We start from the raw sequence: 21,730 nt of genomic DNA on the forward strand, positions 1-21,730 counted from the left end.
AGGATGCCCGAGTGTGCCAGTCTCGGGCCTCCGGAGGAATCGCGGGCAGGCGGATCGGGATGGTGGTCGGTATGGAGAGCGGGCCCGCGGTGTTCGCCGGGACGGTGTTCGTTCTGTTCGGAGCCGTGTTGCTGCTCTGGACGGGGGCGCGTGTTCTGCATCGCGCGCCGGTCGCACACGGTGTGAGCCCCATCGCCTCGGCCGCTCTCGCCGTGGTCTTCGGTATGGCGTTTCTCTTTCTCGGGGTGTGGTGCTTCGCCCGTATCTGACCGTAAACGGGACGAATAACCTTTCGGTGTCCGGCCCGGCTCTTCGATGTTCTCCGGGACGCGAGCACGCGGTCCCGGACCATCCGGGCGGCAGGAATGGCGGTAGTCGGGTTACCGTTCGAGTGGCCGTTGCGGGCTTTTCCCGTTTGACACGGGGGCGGGTTGTACCGTCACACTCCGCAGCGTCACCGCACGACCGACCTAGTGCCGACCGGAGAGAAGAGCCAAGTTGTCCCCGACCCGCGAGACCGCAAAGGGCGGTCGCCGACTCGTCATCGTCGAGTCGCCTGCCAAGGCGAAGACGATCAAGGGCTACCTGGGCCCCGGCTATGTCGTCGAGGCCAGCGTCGGGCACATTCGCGACCTTCCGAACGGCGCCGCCGAGGTGCCCGAGAAGTACACCGGCGAGGTGCGCCGGCTCGGCGTGGATGTCGAGCACGACTTCCAGCCCGTCTATGTCGTCAACGCGGACAAAAAGGCCCAGGTCAGAAAGCTCAAGGAGCAGCTGGCCGAGTCCGACGAACTTTTCCTCGCCACCGATGAGGACCGCGAGGGCGAGGCCATCGCATGGCACCTGCTGGAGGTGCTCAAGCCCAAGGTCCCGGTTCACCGGATGGTCTTCCACGAGATCACCAAGGCCGCGATCCAGGAGGCCGTCGCCAACCCGCGCGAGCTGAACAAGCGCATGGTCGACGCCCAGGAGACCCGCCGTATCCTCGACCGGCTCTACGGCTACGAGGTCTCGCCGGTCCTCTGGAAGAAGGTCATGCGCGGCCTGTCCGCGGGCCGTGTGCAGTCCGTCGCCACCCGCCTCGTCGTCGAGCGCGAGCGCGAGCGCATCGCCTTCCGCTCCGCCGAGTACTGGGACCTGACCGGCACTTTCTCCACCGGCCGCCCCGGTGACCCGTCCGACCCGTCGTCGCTGGTCGCGCGCCTCGCCACGGTCGACGGCCGGCGTGTCGCCACGGGCCGTGACTTCAACTCCGTGGGCCGGCTGAAGGGCGCCGACGTCCTCCACCTGGACGAGGCGAACGCCCGCGCGCTGGCCGCCGCGCTCGCCGGGACGTCCTTCTCGGTGCGCTCGGTGGAGTCCAAGCCGTACCGGCGCTCCCCGTACGCGCCGTTCCGTACGACCACCCTGCAGCAGGAGGCCTCCCGAAAGCTGGGCTTCGGGGCCAAGGCCACCATGCAGGTCGCGCAGAAGCTGTACGAGAACGGCTTCATCACGTACATGCGTACGGACTCCACGACCCTCTCCGACACCGCCATCGCGGCGGCCCGCGCCCAGGTCACCCAGCTGTACGGCGCCGACTACCTGCCGGAGCGGCCGCGGGTCTACGCCGGCAAGGTCAAGAACGCCCAGGAGGCGCACGAGGCGATCCGGCCTTCGGGTGATCGTTTCCGTACGCCCGCCGAGACGGGTCTCACCGGCGACCAGTTCAGGCTCTACGAGCTGATCTGGAAGCGGACCGTCGCCTCCCAGATGAAGGACGCGGTCGGCAACAGCGTCACCGTGAAGATCGGCGGCGTCGCGAGCGACGGCCGGGACACCGAGTTCTCCGCCTCCGGCAAGACGATCACCTTCCACGGCTTCATGAAGGCCTACGTCGAGGGTGCCGACGACCCGAACGCGGAGCTCGACGACCGCGAGCGGCGCCTCCCGCAGGTCGCGGAGGGCGACGCGCTGCGCGCCGACGAGATCACCGCGGACGGCCACGCGACCAAGCCGCCGGCCCGCTACACCGAGGCCTCGCTGGTCAAGGAGCTGGAAGAGCGCGAGATCGGCCGCCCGTCCACGTACGCATCGATCATCGGCACCATCCTCGACCGCGGCTATGTCTTCAAGAAGGGCACCGCCCTCGTCCCGTCCTTCCTGTCCTTCGCCGTCGTCAACCTGCTGGAGAAGCACTTCGGCCGGCTGGTGGACTACGACTTCACCGCGAAGATGGAGGACGACCTCGACCGCATCGCGCGCGGCGAGGCGCAGGCCGTGCCGTGGCTGAAGCGTTTCTACTTCGGCGAGGGCGGCCCGGCGGGCGCCGCGTCGGAGGCCGGCAACGGCGACGGCGACCACCTCGGCGGCCTGAAGGAGCTGGTCACCGACCTGGGCGCGATCGACGCCCGCGAGATCTCCTCCTTCCCGGTCGGCAACGACATCATGCTGCGCGTCGGCCGCTACGGCCCGTACGTCGAGCGCGGTGAGAAGGACCAGGAGGGCCATCAGCGCGCCGATGTGCCGGACGACCTGGCCCCCGACGAGCTGACGGTCGAGTACGCCGAGGAACTGTTCGCCAAGCCGAGCGGCGAGTTCGCCCTGGGTACCGACCCCGAGTCCGGCCACCAGATCGTGGCCAAGGACGGCCGATACGGCCCGTACGTCACCGAGGTCCTGCCCGAGGGCACCCCGAAGACCGGCAAGAACGCGGTCAAGCCGCGCACGGCCTCGCTCTTCAAGTCCATGTCCCTCGATACGGTCACCCTGGAGGACGCGCTGCGGCTGATGTCCCTTCCGCGTGTCGTCGGCACCGACGCCGAGGGCGTGGAGATCACAGCCCAGAACGGTCGCTACGGCCCCTACCTGAAGAAGGGCACGGACTCGCGGTCCCTGGAGTCCGAGGAGCAGCTCTTCACCATTGCCCTGGACGAGGCGCTGGCCATCTACGCCCAGCCGAAGGTCCGCGGCCGCGCCGCTGCCAAGCCCCCGCTGAAGGAGCTCGGCACCGACCCGGTCAGTGAGCGCCCGGTCGTCGTGAAGGACGGCCGTTTCGGCCCGTATGTCACGGACGGCGAGACCAACGCCACGCTGCGCTCCGGCGACAGCGTCGAGACGATCACGCCGGAGCGCGGCTACGAGCTTCTCGCCGAGAAGCGCGCGAAGGGCCCGGTGAAGAAGAAGACGGCCGCGAAGAAGACGACGGCCAAGAAGACCGCGGCTAAGAAGACGACGACGGCGAAGAAGGCGACGACGGCCGCGGCGAAGAAGACGGCCGCCAAGAAGACGACGGCGAAGAAGGCGACAACGGCGAAGGCGACGGCCGCGAAGCCCCCGGCCGAGGGCTGACGGGCTCACCGGGGGCGGGCCGGGAAGGGGAGTGGGGAAAGCCACGCCCCGGAAATACGCCAGTATGTTCGGGTACGCCCCCAGGGAGCCGGGCACTCCGGATAGGCTGGGCGGATGACGCGAGCCGAGCAGCCAACGGTCGTGAACACCGTCTCCGACGCCCTCGCCGCAGACTCACGCGAGCGCGCCGTACGAGCCCTGCTGCGCATCCCCCCGCTACGGCGGCTGTGGAGCGCCCAGCTCGTCGGCGGCGTCGGCGACGCCCTCGCCGTGCTGGTACTTCTGCTGCTGGCGCTGCAGGCGGCGGTCGCCGAGCAGGCGCTCGGCGGCGGCTACCGCGGTGCGGCCTTCGCCGTCGCCGCCGTGCTCGGCGCCCGTGCGCTCGCCACGCTGCTCTTCGGCGCGGTGCTCCTCGGCCCGGTCTCGACCCTGACGGCGCCGAGCGGTCCGCTGGACCGCCGCTGGACCATGATCGGGTCGGACTGGGTGCGGCTCGCGCTGCTCATCGTCGCGCCGCTGTGGATCGGGTGGACGCCGGGCAAGGCCCTGGCCTTCCTCCTCGGCACCGCCTTCGTCACCGGTGTCGCCGAGCGCTTCTGGACGGTTGCCAAGGAGAGCACCGCTCCGGCGTTCCTGCCGCCGCCACCTCCGGAGGGCGCGACGGTGCGCCCGCTGCCGGACCACATGGACGCGCTGCGCCGGCTCTCGCTGCGTACGGGCTTCGCGGCCGTCCCTGCCGCGGCCGCGGTCCTGCTGGTGGCGACGCTGATCGGCAATGTGCTCGGTTCCGGCGTCGTGTGGTTCTCGCAGCACCAGGCGGCCCTCGGCTCGTACGTCGCCGCAGGGCTCTTCGCGGCCTCCGCGTCCGTGCTGTTCCTGATGGAACTGCCCGGCGACCGCACACCGCGTCCGCGTTCCCCGCTGGAGGGCCTGCGCCGGCCGAGCACCGGCACCGGCCCCGACAAGGGGCGCACCGGTGCGGTGCCGCTGCTGGTGCTCGCCTGCGGGTCCGTCGCCGCGGCGATTGCCGCCGCTTCCGCCGTCGCCGTCCTGCACGCCACGGACCTGGGCGGCGGCCCGGTCACCTTCGCGCTGCTCGTACTCGCCCTCACCGGCGGCACGGGGCTCGGCATCCGCGCCGCGGGCAGCGGCAAGGTGCTTGCCGCGCTGTCCCGGCGCCGTCTGCTGGCGCTCGCGATCGCCGTCACCGGTGTGGCACTGCTCGCCATGGGACTGGTGCCGGACACCGCGACCGTGCTGATGATCGCCCTGCTGGCCGGCTGCGCCGCCGGAGTCGCGGCGAACACCGGTCACACCCTGATCGACCAGGAGACGGAGGAATTCCGGCGGTCGCGCACCACCGAGCACCTGCAGGCCGTCGTCCGCGTCTTCATCGGCATCGGCGCCCTCGCCGCCCCGCTGCTCGCGGCCGCCATCGGTCCGCACCGACTCGCCAGCGGCGACTTCGTCTTCGCGCACGGCGGCGCCGCCTTCACGCTCATGCTGGTGGGCGCGCTGCTGCTGCCCGTCGCCGCGTTCGTACTGGCCAAGACCGACGACAGGCAGGGTGTGCCCCTGCGCCGCGATCTGAGGGACGCGCTGCACGGCAGCGACCCGGTGCAGGCCCCGGCCGACACCGGCTTCTTCATCGCCCTGGAGGGCGGCGACGGCGCCGGGAAGTCCACACAGGTCAAGGCGCTCGCGGAGTGGATCCGGGACAAGGGGCACGAGGTCGTCGTCACGCGCGAGCCCGGCGCGACCCCGATCGGCAAGCGGCTGCGCTCGATCCTGCTCGACCTGTCGTCCGCCGGCCTCTCGCACCGCGCGGAGGCACTGCTGTACGCGGCGGACCGCGCCGAGCACGTCGACTCCGTCGTACGGCCCGCGCTGGCGCGTGGCGCGGTCGTCATCTCCGACCGCTACATCGACTCGTCCGTGGCGTACCAGGGTGCGGGCCGGGACCTGTCGCCGACCGAGATCGCCCGGATCTCGCGCTGGGCGACGGACGGACTCGTACCGCATCTGACCGTGCTGCTCGACGTCTCGCCCGAGGCCGCCCGGGAACGCTTCACCGAGGCGCCGGACCGGCTGGAGTCCGAGCCGCCGGAGTTCCATGCGCGCGTACGGGCCGGATTCCTGACCCTGGCCGCCGCCGACCCCGGCCGCTACCTCGTCGTGGACGCGTCCCAGGACCCCGAGGCCGTCACCACCGTCGTACGGCACCGGCTCGACCAGATGCTGCCGCTGTCGGAGGCCGAGCTGCGGGCGCAGGAGGAGGCCCGGAAGGCGGCGGAGGAAGAGGCCCGGCGCAAGGCCGAGGAAGAGGCCCGCCGCAAGGCGGAGGAGGAGCGCCTCGAGCGCGAGCGGCAGGAGCAGCTGGCCCGCCTGCGCGCCGAGGAGGAAGCCCGCAAACAGCGCGAACTGGAGGAGGCGCAGCGCCGCGAGGCCGAACGGCAGGCGGAGGAGGCCCGGCAGATGGCCGAGGCAGCCCGTCTGATCGAGGAGGAGGCGCGGGCCCGGCGCGAGGCCGAGGAGAAGGCACGCGCCGAGGAGGCCGAACGTCGCCGCAGGCAGGCCGAGGAGGAGGCCCGGCTGCGGGCCGAGGCGGAGGAGCGCCGTCTCGAGAGGCAGCGCAAGGCGGAGGAGGCGCTGCTCAGGGCGGAGGAGGCCCGCCGCGCGGCGGAGGCCGCGGCCGACTCCGAGGTGACGGTGCCGACACCGGCCGTCGGTTCGGAGGAGGTGACCCAGGAGGTCCCCATGCCGCGGATCGACATGCGCAAGGCCGAGGCCGACGCGGACGGGACCACGGTTCTGCCGCAGTACCCGGCGGACGAGGTGACGCGGGAGAACCCCGCCCCGGCACCGCGGACCGACATGCGCAGGCCCGAGCCCGCCGAGGAGGAGACGACGGTCCTGCCGCAGGTGCCCGGAACACCGGACGCGGCCGAGACCGCCGTGCTGCCGCCCGTGCGGCCGGGGGACCCGGCCGACCGGGTGCCGCCAGGGCTCTTCCGCGACGAGCGGCCCGCGCCCACGGGCGCCGACGACCGCACCCGTGAGCTCCCGCAGATCGACCCCGACCGCCCGCGCGCCCGGCCCGACTGGGCCGAGGAGACACCGCTGGACGATCTGCCGACGCTGGCGGACGAACTGCTCGGCCCGTTCGACGGGGACGACGAGGACGACGACGGCGACGGGCGCAACGGCAGGCGCCGGCGTTAGCGGCGCGGCCCGGGACTGTCAGACCCCTGGCCCACAATGGGACCGCAAGCAAACCGTGCGCAGGAAGGGCGGTGACCCATGGCCGTCTGGGACGACCTGGTCGGGCAGGACCACATCAAGGACCAGCTGCTGGCCGCCGCGAGGGACGCCGATGCCCTGGTCAGCGCCGAGGCGGCCGGGGAGCCCGTCCCCGATGCCTCGAAGATGACGCACGCCTGGCTGCTCACCGGTCCGCCCGGCTCGGGCTGGGACACCGCGGCTCGGGTCTTCGCCGCCGCGCTGCAGTGCACCAGCCCCGACCGCGCGCTGGGCGGGGCCCCGGGCTGCGGTTTCTGCGACGGTTGCCACACCACCATGATCGGCACACACGCCGATGTCGAGGTGGTGCGCACCGACCAGCTGTCCATCGGCAAGGCCCAGGCGAAGCAGCTGGTGCGCGGCGCCCAGATGTCCCCGGCGGGCGGACGCTGGCAGGTGATCATCGTGGAGGACGGCGACCGGCTCACCGAGGACTCCGGAAACGTACTGCTCAAGGCGGTCGAGGAGCCCGCGCCCCGGACGGTCTGGCTGCTCTGTGCGCCCTCCCCGGAGGACATGCTGCAGACCATCCGCTCCCGCTGCCGCCACATCGGCCTGCGCACCCCGCCGGTCGATGCCGTCGCGGACGTCCTGATCCGTCGCGACGGCATCGATCCCGAGCTGGCGTACCGGGCGGCCCGCGCCACCCAGGGCCATATCGACCGGGCCCGCCGCCTGGCGACCGACGAGCGGGCGCGGACGAGGCGCGCCGCCGTACTGAAGCTGCCCCTGCGCGTGGCGGACGTCGGCGGCTGCCTGAAGGCCGCGCAGGAACTGGTCGACGCGGCGGAGGAGGACGCCAAGCAGGTCGCCGAGGAGATCGACGCCAAGGAGACCGAGGAGCTGAGGGCCGCCCTCGGCGCGGTGGCCGGCGGCCGGATGCCGCGCGGCACCGCCGGTCTGATGAAGGAACTGGAGAAGAAGCAGAAGAGCCGGGCGACCCGTACGCAGCGGGACAGCCTGGATCTGGCGCTCACCGATCTGACCGGCTTCTACCGCGACGTACTGGCCATACAGCTCGGCTCCGCCACTGCTCTCGCCAACGAGGACGCGCGGGACGCCCTCGACCGGGTCGCCGGTGATTCCACGCCCGAGCGCACTCTGCGCCGGATAGAGGCGATCTTCGCCTGCCGTCAGGCGCTGGACCGCAATGTGGCACCGCTGCTCGCGGTCGAGGCGATGGCGATGGCCCTGCGCGCGGGCTGACAGCACTGGTGCCGCGACCGGCAACGTTTGCCCGTCAAGGAGCGGCGTCCGGTGCGTGCGATCGCACGGCGGCCGAAGACTCTCGTAGCAGCGCTCCTCGGGTCTTCGGCCAACGCAGCGAGCGTGCGTGCCTGGGGGCACCCTGGGGGCACCCTGGGGGCACCCTGGGGGCACCCTGGGGGTACCCCCAGCGGTAGCTGGGGGAGGTAGCTGGGGGAGGTAGCTGGGGGAGCGTCGCGACGGGGCAAACGTTGCCGGGAGGGGCACTGGCGTTCGTCACCCGTACGTGCCGCGTGCTGGCGGGAGGCAACACTTCAACGCCCCCAATGGCGTGCAGAGTTGTTACTCTCAGTGAGGCGGTACGATTCCGACCCATCCAGCCCTGGGGGATCTGTGGAGAGTTCAAACCTGAGAGACGCACGTTTCGCGGTTGCGCACATAGTCGCTGACGCGCTGGCCGCAGCAGGTGAGGAACTTCGGGCTAACGCGCGCGCTTCAGGAGATAAGAAGGTACTCGGGCTCTCCCTGATATGCCAGATGGCCGGAAAGACGGCGCTCGGAGCGCTTGGCTTGTACCACCAAGATATGTGGTACGCCGGCGCTGCCCTAACTCGGCAACTCGTTGAACACCACCATCTGTGTGCGTACTTCGCGGATGACGACTCAAGAATTGAGCATTGGCTAGACGCCGACGATAAGGAACTTCGGAAGTCGTTCTCTCCGGTGAAACTGAGAGAAGCTGGCGGCTTCACCCGCGATGACTATGCCGCGCATTGCACTTGGGGAGGTCATCCAAATCCACGCGGATCGTGGCTCTTGGGAGACTTCTCTCAGAATGCGGAGAACCTGCTGCTGATCGACATCGCGCAGCATCTTCGCCTGATCTATGTTGCGGTGGCGAAGTGCCTCGGCGATGAGGCTAACGAGATGTCGGCGATGGTCAAGGCATACAACTATCTAATCAAATGGGAGGCAGTTGACCCCTATGCAAACGGCCTTCCGATTGGCGCCTCCGCGCAAGAGGAGGAAGCCTAATCGCCAGGGCTGATGCGTTCTCAGGCTTCAAGATCGAGTAGTTGGAGTGCGTGGTCGGTTCGTGACCGGTAGTGGTCGGTCGCGGCGGCGGTGTTCGTTCAGCCGGCCTGGCGGATAAGGCCGATGGCGATGTTGCGGAGGGTTGCCATCGCCCGGGGTGCGGTGCCTGTGCGGACGCGGGAGGCGTCCTCGGCGAAGGTCACGTCTCTCACGTGGTGCAGGGCCTCGACCTGCCAGTGTCCACGGATCAGTTCAGCGATCCGGTCCGGGGTGGCCTGCTCGGGAGCGAGGCTGGTGACCGCGTAGACCGTCTTGATGGTCGTCTTGTTCGTCGTGCGGCTGGTGCGGCGGCGCTTGACCTCGATGGCCTGCATGGCGTGCGGGAAGAGGAGACCGGGCTGGACGGTGCAGACCTTGAGCCGGCGGATCTAGCGTCGGCCGTGGCCCTGTGCGCGGGCGCGGTGTTGCAGGGGCACGTCGCGCCAGGGCAGCCGTCGCAGTGTCGGTGGAGTGTTTTCTGGTTGCCCTTGACCACCAGGATGTAGTGCCCGCCCCGCGTGACGACGTGCTCGGCGTGGCCGGTCTGGGTGTGCATCGCGTCCGCGGTGATGACGCATCTGCGCAGGTCGAGTCGTTCCAGCAGTGGGGCGAAGGCGGGGATTTCGTTGCTCTTCGCGGCGATCTGCCGCTGGGAGATGACGGCCTGGCCCTCGTGCAGGACGGCGGCGAGGAGGTGGATGGCTGCCCGCGTTCCCTGGCGGCTGCCGCGTACGGTCTTGCCGTCGACGGCCACCCCCACCAGCTCGGAAAAGCCGTCGGCGGCCGGGTCGGTTGCGTGTCGGGCCAGCCAGGCGCCCACGGCGCCGTCCAAGGCCTCGCCGTCCAGACGCGCCAGCAGACGGCCCAGGGTGGTCGCGCGCGGCAGACGGCGCAGCCCGATCCTTTCCCGCACATCGGGAGTGACATCGACGGCGTAGCAGGCGATGCCGGCCAGTGTGGTGGCGCCACCGAGCACCGCGAGCAGGCACAGGGCGAGCAGCGACCCCAGCCGATAGCGGCGGCCCCGCACCCGTCGCGGATCAGGCAGCCGGTCCAGCACGTCGGCCAGCGCAGTGAGTTCGGACGGTCCGGCAGGCAGGCGCAGCAGGTCGACGTCCCCGTGGTGGCGCTGGAGAACATCGGTCAGGGAGGATGGCACGCGAACGCGACCCCTGTTCGTGATCAAAGGCTTCGAGAACCTTGATCATCAGGGGTCGCGTTCACCGTCTCCAGCCACGGACAATCAGGCCATCAGGGAACGCCCGCCCACGAGTTGCTCATCTCGCCGCGTGACAACGCACGCGCCCTGCTGCGAGGCCAGGCCGACTTGTTCGATACCTCCCTGTCGGCTCCAGCGAGGTTCCGGCATCGATCGTGAACGAACTTCGGATGAGGTCCGGCATGGACTCGATGAACTACCGCAACGCGGTGTGAGCATCGAGGGCGGCAAGCCTGGCTGTCCGGTGTGGTGGGAGTCCGCGGGGCTTGGGTCGCAACCCAGACCCCGCGGATGGGATCAGTTCAGGGGCGGCGTGGCCGTGGTGTTGACGACACGCCAGGCGTAGAAGGCCAAATCCCGATGACGGTTGACGATGTCCCACAGGGGCTCGTCCAGCGTGTTGTTGGTGTGGAAGCTCATCAGTGGACCTTGTTCGGACAGCCCGGTGACGATCATGGTGTGGTCCTTGTTACGGTCCGCCGGGTTGGCGAACTGGACGACGTCTCCGATGCCGACGTCGCTGAGGTAGCGCACCTTCTCGACCCGGCCGCTGTCCTTCGCGAACTGCGCCCAGTTGTTCGCACCGGACCATGTCCACGACGTCTCACCGACGCGGTTGTACCAGAACTGCGGTTCCCGTGACGTGAGGCTGGTGACCACCAGCGGCGCGCTCATTTTCCAACCGCCGGCCAGCAGGGCCTGGCTGACGAAGTTGGTGCAGTCGCCGCCCAGGTTCGTGAAGTCCTTGTAGGCCGGATTTGCGGTCTTGGCGTATTTGACCGCGTAGGCCGCCGCGGCGTCCGGGTCGTATCCCGGCGCGTAGGGGATGTCGGCGACCTCTCCCGGGCGACCGGTAAACATCGCGTCTTTGAGGGCGTTGATGACGGCGGTGTGCTGGGACGAGCTGTACCTGACGCCAGGCGTCATTTCCATGTGGTAGAAGAAGCCGCCCTTGCCGTTGGTGTGCTTGCCCTGCGGATTTATGGTCGCCCCGAGGTCTGCGTAGTGGACGCCGTCGAACACTCCGGCCTTCACCCCTTTCGCGTTCAGCGCCTTCGAGAACGAGGCGAGTCGCATGCCAGGCTCCGGGGTGCCGTTACTGAGCACCACGTCCGGATAGTCGGCCCGCTTCTCGAATCCGTGCAGCTGCACGACATGGGTGGCGTTGGGCGCCGACGTCGTGAAGTTCGTGTGCACCTTGTGGAAGAGGCTCTCATAACTGCGCGCCATGTCCGACACCCGGCTGTTCTCGTACTCCGGCCGCGTCTGGGTGCTGTTGTACCGGTGCGTGCCGGCCATCGCGAACATCTTCGCGTCGACATCCCGGAAGATTTTGATCCCCAGCTCCGGCGTGTTCTCGTCATGGAACGGGTGGGGCACCTCGACGGCCAGGTTGACGTGCGCCGACGACGTGTCGTAGCGCAGGATGTACATGCCCCAGCATCGCTGGCACGGCACGCTCTCCCGGACGACCAGGTAGTTCCGTTCGGAGGCACTGTCCTCGATCCAGTCGAGGTTGTAGCCGTACCGCTGCAGGATGGCTTCGGCCTCACCCCGCGTCGAAGCCTCACCCTGGTTGGCGATCCGCATCGCGCGGATGATCTCAGCGACCTCCGCGGGGCTCTCGGCGTCCCACCTGAACTGGTTCGTGTCCTCTGTGCTGGGCATGCCCTTCATGTAGTTCACGACGTACGTCGCCAGGTCCAGCCGGGTCGCCACCCGGTCCGGAACACCCGCTGCGTACGCCGGCGCTTGCAGCCCGACCAAGGCGACCAGGGCGACCAGTGTCAGGGCCGCCACGTTACGTATTAACGCGAAAATCGATCTTCCGGTACTACCGCGCACTACTACGTCCTTACCTCAGTACCGCGGCCCGCAGGCGGCGGCACGCTGATCAACTAGTTACCGAAGGGTAGATCCACCTAGGTCTGTCGCGAAAGTAGATCCTGTTCATTCATGATCACGTCCTGTGGGACGTGGAGATCTGACGAACGGGCAGTGGGCTCGGACCGGTGCTCCGTGGCGTGACGTGCCGGATCGCTATGGGCCGTGGGACCGGGTCTACACTCCGGCGCTGGCAGCGGGACGGCACCTGGGCCCGGATCCGATGGCGTCCCTTGTCGTGGTGTAGCCGATCATGGTGAGGGAGTGCGCCGGGGGCGCGTGCTGACGTGGCTTCCGCTCCCTGCCAGAGGGCGGGCCACCGTCCAACTCTCCCTAGTGAACGGGCAGTTCAGCGCGGGAGGTGCAGGGGGCCCTGTCTCAGCATGACCTACTCCGGTTGCTGGAGTCACTACGTTCGGCGGACGGGCTGGAACTCGTTCGGGGTGTGGCCGAGCGGATGCTGCAGGAGCTGATCGAGGCCGAGGCCACGGCCCGGATCGGAGCGGAGTGGAACGAGCACACCGAGACGCGCACCGCGCTTCGCAACGGCCACCGTGACAAGACGCTCAGCGCCCAGGCCGGCGACCTGGACCTTGCGATTCCCAAGCTGCGGTCGGGGAGCTTCTTCCCCGCACTGCTGGAACGGCGCCGCCGCATCGACCAGGCCCTGTACGCCGTGATCATGGAAGCCTAGGTCCACGGCGTGTCCACCCGGTCGGTCGACGACCTGGTCAAGGCCCTCGGCGCGGACACACCGGGATATCCAAGAGTGAGGTCTCGCGGATCTGCCAGGACCTGGACGGCCAGCTGACCACGTTCCGTGGCCGGCCCCTGGATCACGTCCGGTTCCCGTACGTCTATCTGGACGCGACCTACTGCAAGGCGAGGGTCGAGCACGAGATCGTGTCCCGGGCTGTGGTGATCGCCACCGGGATCACCGAGGAGGGCGGCCTCGCAGCAGGGCGCGTACGTTCTCACGCGGCGACGGCTGCCCTGGCGCGACGTGCCCCTGCAACACCGCGCCCGCGCACAGGGCCACGGCCGACGCTAGATCCGCCGGCTCAAGGTCTGCACCGTCCAGCCCGGTCTCCTCTTCCCGCACGCCATGCAGGCCATCGAGGTCAAGCGCCGCCGCACCAGCCGCACGACGAACAAGACGACCATCAAGACGGTCTACGCGGTCACCAGCCTCGCTCCCGAGCAGGCCACCCCGGACCGGATCGCTGAACTGATCCGTGGACACTGGCAGGTCGAGGCCCTGCACCACGTGAGAGACGTGACCTTCGCCGAGGACGCCTCCCGCGTCCGCACAGGCACCGCACCCCGGGCGATGGCAACCCTCCGCAACATCGCCATCGGCCTTATCCGCCAGGCCGGCTGGACGAACACCGCCGCCGCGACCGACCACTACCGGTCACGAACCGACCACGCACTCCAACTACTCGATCTTGAAGCCTGAGAACGCATCAGCCCTGGCCTAATCGCCGGGACTTGGAAACTCGCGCCGTCTGCGTGTGGGTGTAAGTATCCGTTGACTAGTGGGAGATTTCACCTTATTCGGGACCTCCCGGTCCTTGAGCAGCTCTGAGTCGGCTGGCTACGTAACTGGCGCGGTCCCCACCGTTGATTTTGTGCCAGGCGTGCGCGGTGCCGTCCGCGGCGCCGAGTAGGTCCGCGAGCATCTTCCAGTGAACTGCCCCAACCAAGGCCAGCCATGCGCCATTTCGGGCCTTGCTGACGCTGGGAACGGCCTTGATCCACCGATCGTTGCCTGTGGATAACGCCTAGGAATACGAGGAAGTGCCTTGTGACCTGCGATGATGGGAGTTCTTGAGGCTCCACCAGGCACGATCAGCAAGGCACTTCCGAGATGCAAGTTTCCCATACGCCAGCGACGGTCTCCGCTGCGTTCGATGACCGGAATCTGATCGCGCAGGCCGGGCTGGTCCCGGTGATGCGGCTGGCCGAGCGGTGCGGTCTGCCGCGAATGGTGACAGAGAAGGTGAAGCTGACCGGGGCGAAGAACGGGGCGGGTGCGGCGGCGGACGCCAAGGTCACCAGCATCGTGGGCGGCATGGCCGCGGGCGCGGACAGCATCGACGACCTCGCGATGTTGCGCCACGGGGCGATGCCTGCGATGTTCGGCGGTATCCGCGCCCCGTCCACGCTGGGCGCGTTCCTGCGTGCGTTCACCCACGGACATGCTCTTCAACTTCACGCTGTCCACCGCGGGTTCCTCGCGGAACTGGCCACGCACACCCCACTGCTGCCGGGCTCGGACGCGATGGCGTTCATCGATGTCGACTCCACGCACAAGCGGGTCTACGGCCGGGCGAAACAGGGCGCCGAGTACGGCCGCTTCAAAGGCATCCGCACCCTGCACCCGCTCCTCGCCACGATCTGCACCCCCCAGTCGAGGCCGGTGATCGCGACGGTGCGGATGCGACGCGGCAAAGCGGCAGACTCCCGGGGCGCCCCGAAATTCGTGAGTGAGGCCCTGGCCACCGCCCGGGAGGCCGGCTGCACCGGTACCCGGATCCTGCGCGCCGACTCGCAGTTCTACAACACTGGGGTCATCGCCGCCTGCCGCCGGGCCGGCGCCCACTTCTCGGTCACCACCGGGATGAACCCCTCCATCAAGCGGGCCGTCCACAGCATTCCCCACGATGCCTGGCGGCAGATCAGTTACCCGACCGCGGTGCCCGATCCCGAGACCGGTGAACTCATCTCGGACGCCGAAGTCGCCGAGATACCCCAATACACCGCGTTCGCCAGCCGGAAGAAATCAGACCGGGTCACTGCCCGGCTGATCGTCCGCCGGGTCCGTGACCTGGCCAAAGCCGCTGTCGTGGGCGAGCAGGGCGAGCTGTTTCCCGTCTGGCGCTACCACCCCTTCTTCACCGACCAGCCCGCCCCGACACTCCAGGCCGAGCGGGAACACCGCCACCACGCCGTGGTCGAGCAGGTCATCGCGGACAGCAAGGCCGGGGCCCTGGCCCACCTGCCGTCCGGACACTTCCACGCCAACGCGGCCTGGCTCACCCTGTGGGCGATGACCTACAACCTGCTGAGGGCCACCGGCGCACTGACCTCCGCCTTCCACGCCAAGGCCACCACCGCCACCCTCCGGGCCCACCTGGTCCAGGTTCCGGCCCGCATCGCCCGCTCCGCACGACGCATCACCCTGCACCTGCCCCACAACTGGCCCTGGCGGCAAGCCTGGACACACCTCTTCGACACCGTTCACGGCCCACCCGGCTGACTCGAACAGTCCCTGCCCGCCCCGCTCGCCAGGGCCCAACCGGAACCGAACCCGTGGAAAAGCTGGGTAGACCAGCAGATACCACCTGCCCACACCCAGCCACCAGCCCAAAGTGAACGCAGAAATCGATCAGAAGATCACTCTCGAACCACCTCGGCGGATTGAGGCTTAGATAGCGCAAGTAGAGCGCCAAGCCTCCTTGATACCCCCGAAGGGTTGACGTGGCGACCTGCCCTGCAAGCATCGCCGACCATCGATCGAACATGGTCATATTCCAGACTGGCTCCCATGGATATCCGCCAGAGAATGCTTGAACTTGGCGGGCAACCCGAGCGCGGTCCTTGATCGTGCCGGCTGAGAGATGGCGTGCTCGTTGGTGGTCCCCGAAGGCGTGGAGCGTTTTCTCGAAGATCGCAGCCTGAGGCCGCAGCAAGGAGATTCCCTCGACGACGTGCAGCCTGGCGACTCCTGGTGGGCTGATCACGCTGCCCGAACTTCCCTGCGCCATCTGTAACCCTCCGTGACCTGTGGTCGACCACACCAGCCACCACGTGATGCCGTAGCCGCATCACCGGTGCAGCGAGTACACCAATCTGGAGAGCCGTGCAGGCCAAGATGGAGTTCGAGTCACCTCTTCGAGGGACCATTCCGCGCAGGGCGCCATCTCAAGCGCTACTATCCAAGGGCTACGCGACTCCCTCACTGATGCAGCCAGCGCAACATTGCTCAGAGTGGCGGGCACGGTCCGCCGTCACGCGGTTACGCTCCCAGGATGAATACCAGGCGTCTGCTCCGCACCACGGCCACCGCGCTCACGACGGCGACCCTGCTGCTCTCCGGCTGCGACGCGAGCGGCTCCACGCCGTCCCGCACGCCCTCCGCCTCCTCCCCGGCCCCGGCGTCGGCGCCGGCCGCCCTCGGCCGGTACTACCAGCAGAAGCTGAGCTGGCGCGACTGCGGGGTGGAGGGCTTCCAGTGCACCACCATGAAGGCGCCCCTGGACTACGCCAAGCCGGACGCGGGCGAGATCAAGCTCGCCGTGACCCGCAGGAAGGCCACCGACCCCGGCAAACGCCTCGGCTCGCTCCTGGTCAACCCCGGCGGCCCCGGCGGCTCGGCCGTCGGCTACCTCCAGGGTTACGCGGCCATCGGCTACCCCGCCCCCGTCCGCGCCCGCTACGACATGGTGGCCGTCGACCCGCGCGGGGTCGCCCGCAGCGAGCCCGTCACCTGCCTCGACGGCAAGGAGATGGACGCGTACACGCAGGTCGACCAGACTCCGGACGACGACGCCGAGAACGAGCGGCTGTCCGCCGCCTTCCGCTCCTTCGCGGCCGGCTGCGAGAAGCGCTCCGGCACGGTCCTCCCGCATGTCTCCACCGTCGAGACCGCCCGCGACATGGACATCCTGCGCGCCCTGCTCGGCGACCGGAAGCTCAACTACGTCGGCGCCTCCTACGGCACCTTCCTCGGCGCGACCTACGCGGAACTCTTCCCGGCCCGCGTCGGCCGCCTCGTCCTCGACGGCGCCATCGACCCCTCCCTCCCGGCCCTCGCCATGAACCGCGACCAGACCGCCGGATTCGAAACCGCTTTCCAGTCCTTCGCCGCGGACTGCGTCAAGCGGCCCGACTGCCCCCTCGGCACCGGCACCGCCGCCGAAGCCTCCACCCGGATGAAGAGCTTCTTCACCACCCTCGACGCCGACCCCGTCCCCAGCGGCGAGACCGCCCGCCCCCTCGGCGAGTCCCTCGGCACCACCGGCGTGATCGCCGCGATGTACGACGAGGGGGCCTGGCCCGAACTGCGCGCGTCCCTCACCCGCGCCATGGAGGGCGACGGCGCGGGCCTGCTCGCGCTTGCCGACTCGTACTACGAGCGCGAGAGCAGCGGCTCGTACAGCAATCTCATGTACGCCAACGCCGCCGTGAACTGCCTCGACCTGCCCCCGGCCTTCACCGGTCCCGACTCCGTCACCGAGGCCCTCCCCGAGTTCGAGAAGGCGTCCCCGGTCTTCGGCCGGGGCTTCGCCTGGGCCGCCCTGAACTGCGCCTACTGGCCCGCCTCCGCCACCGGCTCCCCCCACCGCATCACCGCCCCGGGCGCGGCCCCGATCCTCGTCATCGGCACCGTCCGCGACCCTGCCACGCCCTACAAGTGGGCCCGGTCCCTCGCCGCGCAGCTCTCCTCCGGCTCCCTCCTCACCTACGACGGCGACGGCCACACGGCGTACGGCCGCGGCAGCGACTGCATCGACACGGCGGTCAACGCCTACCTCCTGGAAGGCACGGTTCCGGCGAACGGCAAGACCTGCCGGTGAACGGCGCGCATCGTCGGCCGCGAGGCCTGCTCCGGCCCGGGGACAAGTCGACGCACCACCTGACCGCCCCGTCCGGCATCGGCGCGATCACCGTGGCCGGCCACTTTTCCTGCGACACCGGAGCGGGCGCGGCTGTGTGACCGAGCCGGCGTCCCGGGGCCGCGGAAGTGTGTACGGAGCACCGCCGGAAACTGTGTAGACTTGGCGACGCTGCTGATCGCGACATCGCTGATCAGGGCGGTGCCGCCTTAGCTCAGTTGGCCAGAGCAACGCACTCGTAATGCGTAGGTCTCGGGTTCGAATCCCGAAGGCGGCTCACCTGAAACCCCAGGTCGGAAGTTAGTCCGACCTGGGGTTTTGTCGTTCAGTGGATGCGGCGACGGCGGCGGGCACGGGCCGCGCGGGTGTCGGGGGTCTCAGTTCTGGTCTCAGTGGGGCCCGGATCGGGCGCCGGGGGAGCGGGCACGAAGAACTCACCCATGCGCCGCATCGCGTCCTTCGACAGGTGTGATCTGCCCTTCACGTACCGCCGGGTCTGGCTGATCTGGGTGTGCCGAAGGATCTCCATGATCGTGGGCATGTCGACGCCCAGCTCGTTCAGGATCGTGCCGGCCGTGTGGCGGCTCCCGTCGTACAGGTGGCGGTCGTTGATCCCGGCCTCGACGAGTAGCTGCTTGAACTCCTCGTAGTCCTGCCGTGGGTCGAGCGGACGCTCGTCCGGCCGTGAGAACACCACCTGGTGTTCCTCCCACAGCTCCTCGGCGGCGGCTCGCATCTCCTCCTGCTGTGCCTTGTGGTCGCGCAGGAACGGGATGAAGACGGGCGGGATCGGGACGGCGTTCCGGCTCTTCTTGGTCTTGGGCCGGGTGAAGGTGAGTCCGCCCTCCTTGCGCTGCGGGCAGGCGCTCGCGTGCCTGGCGCACGTCTTGGGGCAGGGCTTCGGGCAGCCTCGCTTGTAGTTCCGATGCGTCTTGCGCCCCTTCGTGGCCCTCGGTCTCACCGGCGCGCGTGCACGGCTCTGACCAGGTACGGAGAGAGGACAGGGATGAGTAGGTGTACTCAGGCGGCGTGAACCGCGCTCTTTGAGACTGATCCCAGAACGAACGGGAACGGGAACGAGAACGGGGAACGCAATGGAACGGCGCTGGTCGAAGGTTGAGATGTGGGTGCCCGGCGGTTACCTGGCCCTGGTGCTGGCGATGCAGCTCTGGGTGGCCTTGGGCAGCCGGACTGGGGACATCGGCTTCGCCGGGATCTGGCCGATGCTGGCCACTGCGCCGGTCAGCCTCCTGCTCCTCGGCCTCTTCGGCCCGGCGAAGGACGCGGTCGCGGCGGGCCCTGCCCCCGAAGTGGTACCCCACTACGGGTCGCAGCCGCCCACCCCGCTGCCGTCGGAGTTTCCCTCCGAGACCGCCCCACTGCCGGCCGACTGGACCCCGGACACCACCACGGCCGCGGAGCCGGAGATGTGGGCGGGGCTCGGCTTCCACGCCGCAATCCTGATCGGCGCCCTGGTCAACGCCGCCGCGATCTGGGCCTTCGTACGCTTCCTCGTCCGGCGACGCCTCGGCTCCGCCGGGCTCGCCGGAGCCTAGGCCGCTCTTTCGGATCTTGTCAGCCGAGCCCGTGGTGTCAGCGGCGCACCGAGGGCGCCAACTCCCAGGTGCTCTGTGCGACTCGCGCACCTTCCGGGCACCCCGGCCAAGGCCGTGCCCCAACCGTGCCTTTAAGCATGGTCAACAGCGGTCAGAACCAGATCAGGGAGGCGCCACGAAAGGTGCCCGGCAGTGCCGGTTTCCACAGGTCAGGGGTCATGCGGACGTGTTCCGCGCCATAGATTCCCAAGCTCATGTCGTTGCTGCCGCGCGCCCGGGTATGTTGCGCAACATGCCCGACGTCTCGCCCGCATGTCCCGAGTGAAGTCAGCCGTTGGAAGCTGGCGGCTTCGTCCCCTGGAGGCCGCTGCGGGGCCGGACTGGAACGCCGATACCGACTGCGACGTCCGGCTTCAGGACGTCCCGCTCACCAATCGCCGTCCGGATGTCGTTGTGTATCGCGCGGACACGATCGACATCACGCCCACTCGTCCGGAGCATGTGCTGCTGGTCGTGGAGGTTGTCTCACCGGGATCGGAGACTACCGATCGGATTGTGAAGACGGATCAGTAAGCCAAGTCCGGCATTGCCTTCTACTGGCGGGTCGAGCAGGCCGCGACCGGCGTGCCCCTGGTGTACACCTACGTTCTCGACCCTGCGACCAGGACCTACCGGAACGGGGACGTGTTCGCCGGTGTCGTCAAGGTTTCGGCGCCCTTCCCGCTGGAGGTCGACCTTGGCCGGATCTGACCTCATGCCAGGGCGCCGCCGCATTTGATTCAAGGCCCGGTTCGACTCTGAGGAGTTGGAGTTCTTCCGGCTGCGGGCCCCGCGTTCTTCTCACCGTCATCCACGCCGGCCGGCCCGCCAGGCCTGCCCGCGGACGCACCGGGCCGCGGGCTCAAGCACACACCGCGCGGGGGCCGGACGGATAGGGCCGAACGGCCCTGGGAATAGGGCCGTTCGGGCTTGTCGGCGTAGTGCCATACTGACGCGCACCCCCCCTTACCGGACGGGTGGGAACTCCGGCGTACCGCGATCCGAACACACCCACCCTCACGTCTGAACAGGAGCTCCGCGCATGCCGCGCGACACGTACCACGCCCTGCTCGCCCGGCATGACGCGATGCGTCTGCGCCGCAACCTCCTCTCGCCGCAGTCGGTGGAGGATGATCGCGGCCCGGTTGCCGCGCCGTACAACGGCATCGCAGACCAGCAGCTCATCATGCGGTGTCTCGGTCTGGTGACGCCCTTCGACGATCTGATCCTCCACCTGTACGAGGTGCTGTTCGAGCGGCATCCGTATCTGCGGTCGTTGTTCCCCGAGTCGATGGAGTTCCAGCGGACGCATCTGGAGCGGATCTTCCGCTTCCTGATCGAGAACCTGCACCGTCCGGACGAGGTGTCCGCGGTGTTCACCCAGCTCGGCCGTGACCACCGCAAGCTCGGGGTGCGACCTGCGCAGTACGAGGCGTTCGAGGAGGCCCTGATCGAGGCGCTTCGCCGTCGCGCGGGCCGCGGCTGGACGGACGCCCTGGGGCAGGCGTGGCTGCGCGCGCTGCGTTTCGCGGTCGGAGCCATGACCGAGGGCGCCGATTCGGCACTGACCGAACCTGTCGCCTGGCAGGCCACAGTGACTGAGCATCAGCTCCGGGCGCCCGGTCTGGCCGTTCTCCGCGTACAGACCCATGAGCCCTTCCCCTACCGGGCCGGACAGTACGCGGCGCTGGAATCCCCGCTGCTTCCGCGTGCCTGGCGTCCCTACCACCTCGCCCGCGCTCCCCGCCCGGACGGCGTTCTGGAGTTCCATGTCCGGCTCGCCGGAGCCGGCGGCGTGAGCGATGCGCTGGTGCGCCACACCCGCCCGGGCGATGTCCTCAGGATCGGCGCCGCGCACGGGACGATGACGCTGGACGACCGTCCGGCGGGCGATCTGCTGCTCGTGGCGTCCGGCACCGGATGGGCCCCGATGAAGGCGCTGCTCCAAGAGGTGGAGGCGTGGCAGGGCGAGGAAGCGGAGCGCGAGGTGCATCTGTTCCTCGAGGCCACAGCGCTCCCCGAGCTGTACGACGTCGCATATCTCCATGAACTGGAGCGTCGCTGTCCCTGGCTGCGGGTGGTGCCGGTGATCGGTGAGGGCCGGGGCACGGACGGGTACAGTCCGGTCGCCGAGGCGGTTTCCCGCCACGGAGACTGGTCCGGTCATCTCGCCTTCGTCAGCGGTCCGCCCGAGATGGCGCGCGCCACGGTGGCCGGTCTCGTCGGTGCGGGTGTGCCGGTCGAGCGCATCCGTCACGACTCCTTCAGCAGAGCCACGGCGGCACGGACGGCACCGGCGGGCCGGACGGCCTCGACCGGGATGCTGCGGGAAGGGGCGTAGGCCCGCACCAGCAGCTCCCGGCTGCGGAAACGGACGAGAGCCCCGGTCAGTCACTTCGCTGGAACCGGGGCTCTCTCTGTCCCCCCGGATCCGGTGAAGGCGGCAACACTCCCCCGAGTGTGGCTGAACCACGCCGAGCGCCGTCTCCTCCGGATCCCGT

Annotated in this window: 13 protein-coding genes, 1 tRNA gene and 3 pseudogenes; 13 read left to right on the plus strand and 4 right to left on the minus strand. The window is 69.2% G+C overall.

Translation table 11 applies throughout. The features are described 5' to 3' along the window. The first annotated feature begins 71 nt into the window (after nt 1-71). The 5 genes from ABD858_RS17640 (at nt 72) to ABD858_RS17660 (ending at nt 8,871) form a co-directional block, all read left to right on the plus strand. Nucleotides 72-269 (plus strand): hypothetical protein, encoded by a 198-nt coding sequence (locus ABD858_RS17640; RefSeq protein ID WP_345038565.1) that lies wholly within the window; start codon nt 72-74, stop codon nt 267-269. 229 nt (nt 270-498) lie between these two features. Further along, entirely contained in the window at nt 499-3,330 is a 2,832-nt protein-coding gene (topA, locus tag ABD858_RS17645) for a type I DNA topoisomerase (RefSeq protein WP_345038567.1), read from the plus strand. 114 nt (nt 3,331-3,444) lie between these two features. Then, nucleotides 3,445-6,552: a dTMP kinase gene (tmk, locus tag ABD858_RS17650; protein WP_345038569.1), complete on the plus strand. Its 3,108-nt coding sequence runs from the start codon at nt 3,445-3,447 to the stop codon at nt 6,550-6,552. 78 nt (nt 6,553-6,630) lie between these two features. After that, entirely contained in the window at nt 6,631-7,836 is a 1,206-nt protein-coding gene (locus tag ABD858_RS17655) for a DNA polymerase III subunit delta' (protein ID WP_345038571.1), read from the plus strand. A gap of 537 nt (nt 7,837-8,373) precedes the next feature. Then, nucleotides 8,374-8,871, plus strand: a complete 498-nt coding sequence (locus tag ABD858_RS17660) for a hypothetical protein (RefSeq protein ID WP_345038573.1) — start codon at nt 8,374-8,376, stop codon at nt 8,869-8,871. A gap of 98 nt (nt 8,872-8,969) precedes the next feature. Here ABD858_RS17660 and ABD858_RS17665 read toward each other — a convergent pair whose 3' ends face one another. The 3 genes from ABD858_RS17665 to ABD858_RS17675 form a co-directional block, all read right to left on the minus strand. Next, complete coding sequence (locus ABD858_RS17665; RefSeq protein WP_345044638.1) at nt 8,970-9,236, minus strand: transposase; 267 nt, start codon at nt 9,234-9,236, stop codon at nt 8,970-8,972. Further along, nucleotides 9,119-10,069: an ISAs1 family transposase gene (locus ABD858_RS17670; RefSeq protein WP_345038575.1), complete on the minus strand. Its 951-nt coding sequence runs from the start codon at nt 10,067-10,069 to the stop codon at nt 9,119-9,121. The genes ABD858_RS17665 and ABD858_RS17670 overlap by 118 nt, the downstream gene beginning before the upstream one ends. A gap of 357 nt (nt 10,070-10,426) precedes the next feature. Continuing rightward, complete coding sequence (locus ABD858_RS17675) at nt 10,427-11,974, minus strand: amidase domain-containing protein (protein ID WP_345038577.1); 1,548 nt, start codon at nt 11,972-11,974, stop codon at nt 10,427-10,429. 400 nt (nt 11,975-12,374) lie between these two features. Between ABD858_RS17675 and ABD858_RS17685 the strand changes: the two are divergent. From ABD858_RS17685 to ABD858_RS17705, 5 genes and pseudogenes are all read left to right on the plus strand, one after another. Next, nucleotides 12,375-12,961 (plus strand): annotated as a pseudogene (locus ABD858_RS17685) (transposase); the annotation flags it as partial. Nucleotides 12,962-13,118: 157 nt separating this feature from the next. Next, nucleotides 13,119-13,472 carry a transposase gene (locus tag ABD858_RS17690; protein WP_345038579.1) on the plus strand — a complete coding sequence of 118 codons (354 nt, stop codon included), beginning with the start codon at nt 13,119-13,121 and terminating at the stop codon, nt 13,470-13,472. Between the two features lie 411 nt (nt 13,473-13,883). Beyond that, nucleotides 13,884-15,275, plus strand: coding sequence for an IS1380 family transposase (locus ABD858_RS17695; RefSeq protein ID WP_345038581.1), 1,392 nt, complete (start codon nt 13,884-13,886; stop codon nt 15,273-15,275). Nucleotides 15,276-16,047: 772 nt separating this feature from the next. After that, complete coding sequence (locus ABD858_RS17700) at nt 16,048-17,595, plus strand: alpha/beta hydrolase (protein WP_345038583.1); 1,548 nt, start codon at nt 16,048-16,050, stop codon at nt 17,593-17,595. 242 nt (nt 17,596-17,837) lie between these two features. After that, nucleotides 17,838-17,911, plus strand: a tRNA-Thr gene (locus ABD858_RS17705). Between the two features lie 48 nt (nt 17,912-17,959). Here the strand turns inward: ABD858_RS17705 and ABD858_RS17710 are convergent. Next, nucleotides 17,960-18,568 (minus strand): annotated as a pseudogene (locus ABD858_RS17710) (tyrosine-type recombinase/integrase); the annotation flags it as partial. A gap of 160 nt (nt 18,569-18,728) precedes the next feature. On the opposite strand from ABD858_RS17710, the gene ABD858_RS17715 reads away from it, so the two are divergent. The 3 genes and pseudogenes from ABD858_RS17715 (at nt 18,729) to ABD858_RS17725 (ending at nt 21,570) form a co-directional block, all read left to right on the plus strand. Then, nucleotides 18,729-19,190, plus strand: a complete 462-nt coding sequence (locus tag ABD858_RS17715) for an SCO4225 family membrane protein (protein ID WP_345038586.1) — start codon at nt 18,729-18,731, stop codon at nt 19,188-19,190. A gap of 357 nt (nt 19,191-19,547) precedes the next feature. Then, a pseudogene (locus tag ABD858_RS17720) lies at nt 19,548-19,940 on the plus strand (Uma2 family endonuclease); the annotation flags it as partial. Nucleotides 19,941-20,271: 331 nt separating this feature from the next. Beyond that, on the plus strand, nt 20,272-21,570 hold the full coding sequence (locus ABD858_RS17725) for a globin domain-containing protein (protein ID WP_345038588.1): 1,299 nt from the start codon (nt 20,272-20,274) through the stop codon (nt 21,568-21,570). The last annotated feature ends 160 nt before the right edge of the window (nt 21,571-21,730 follow it).

The organism is Streptomyces sannanensis (assembly GCF_039536205.1).
In the GTDB taxonomy this organism is placed as follows: Bacteria; Actinomycetota; Actinomycetes; order Streptomycetales; family Streptomycetaceae; genus Streptomyces; species Streptomyces sannanensis.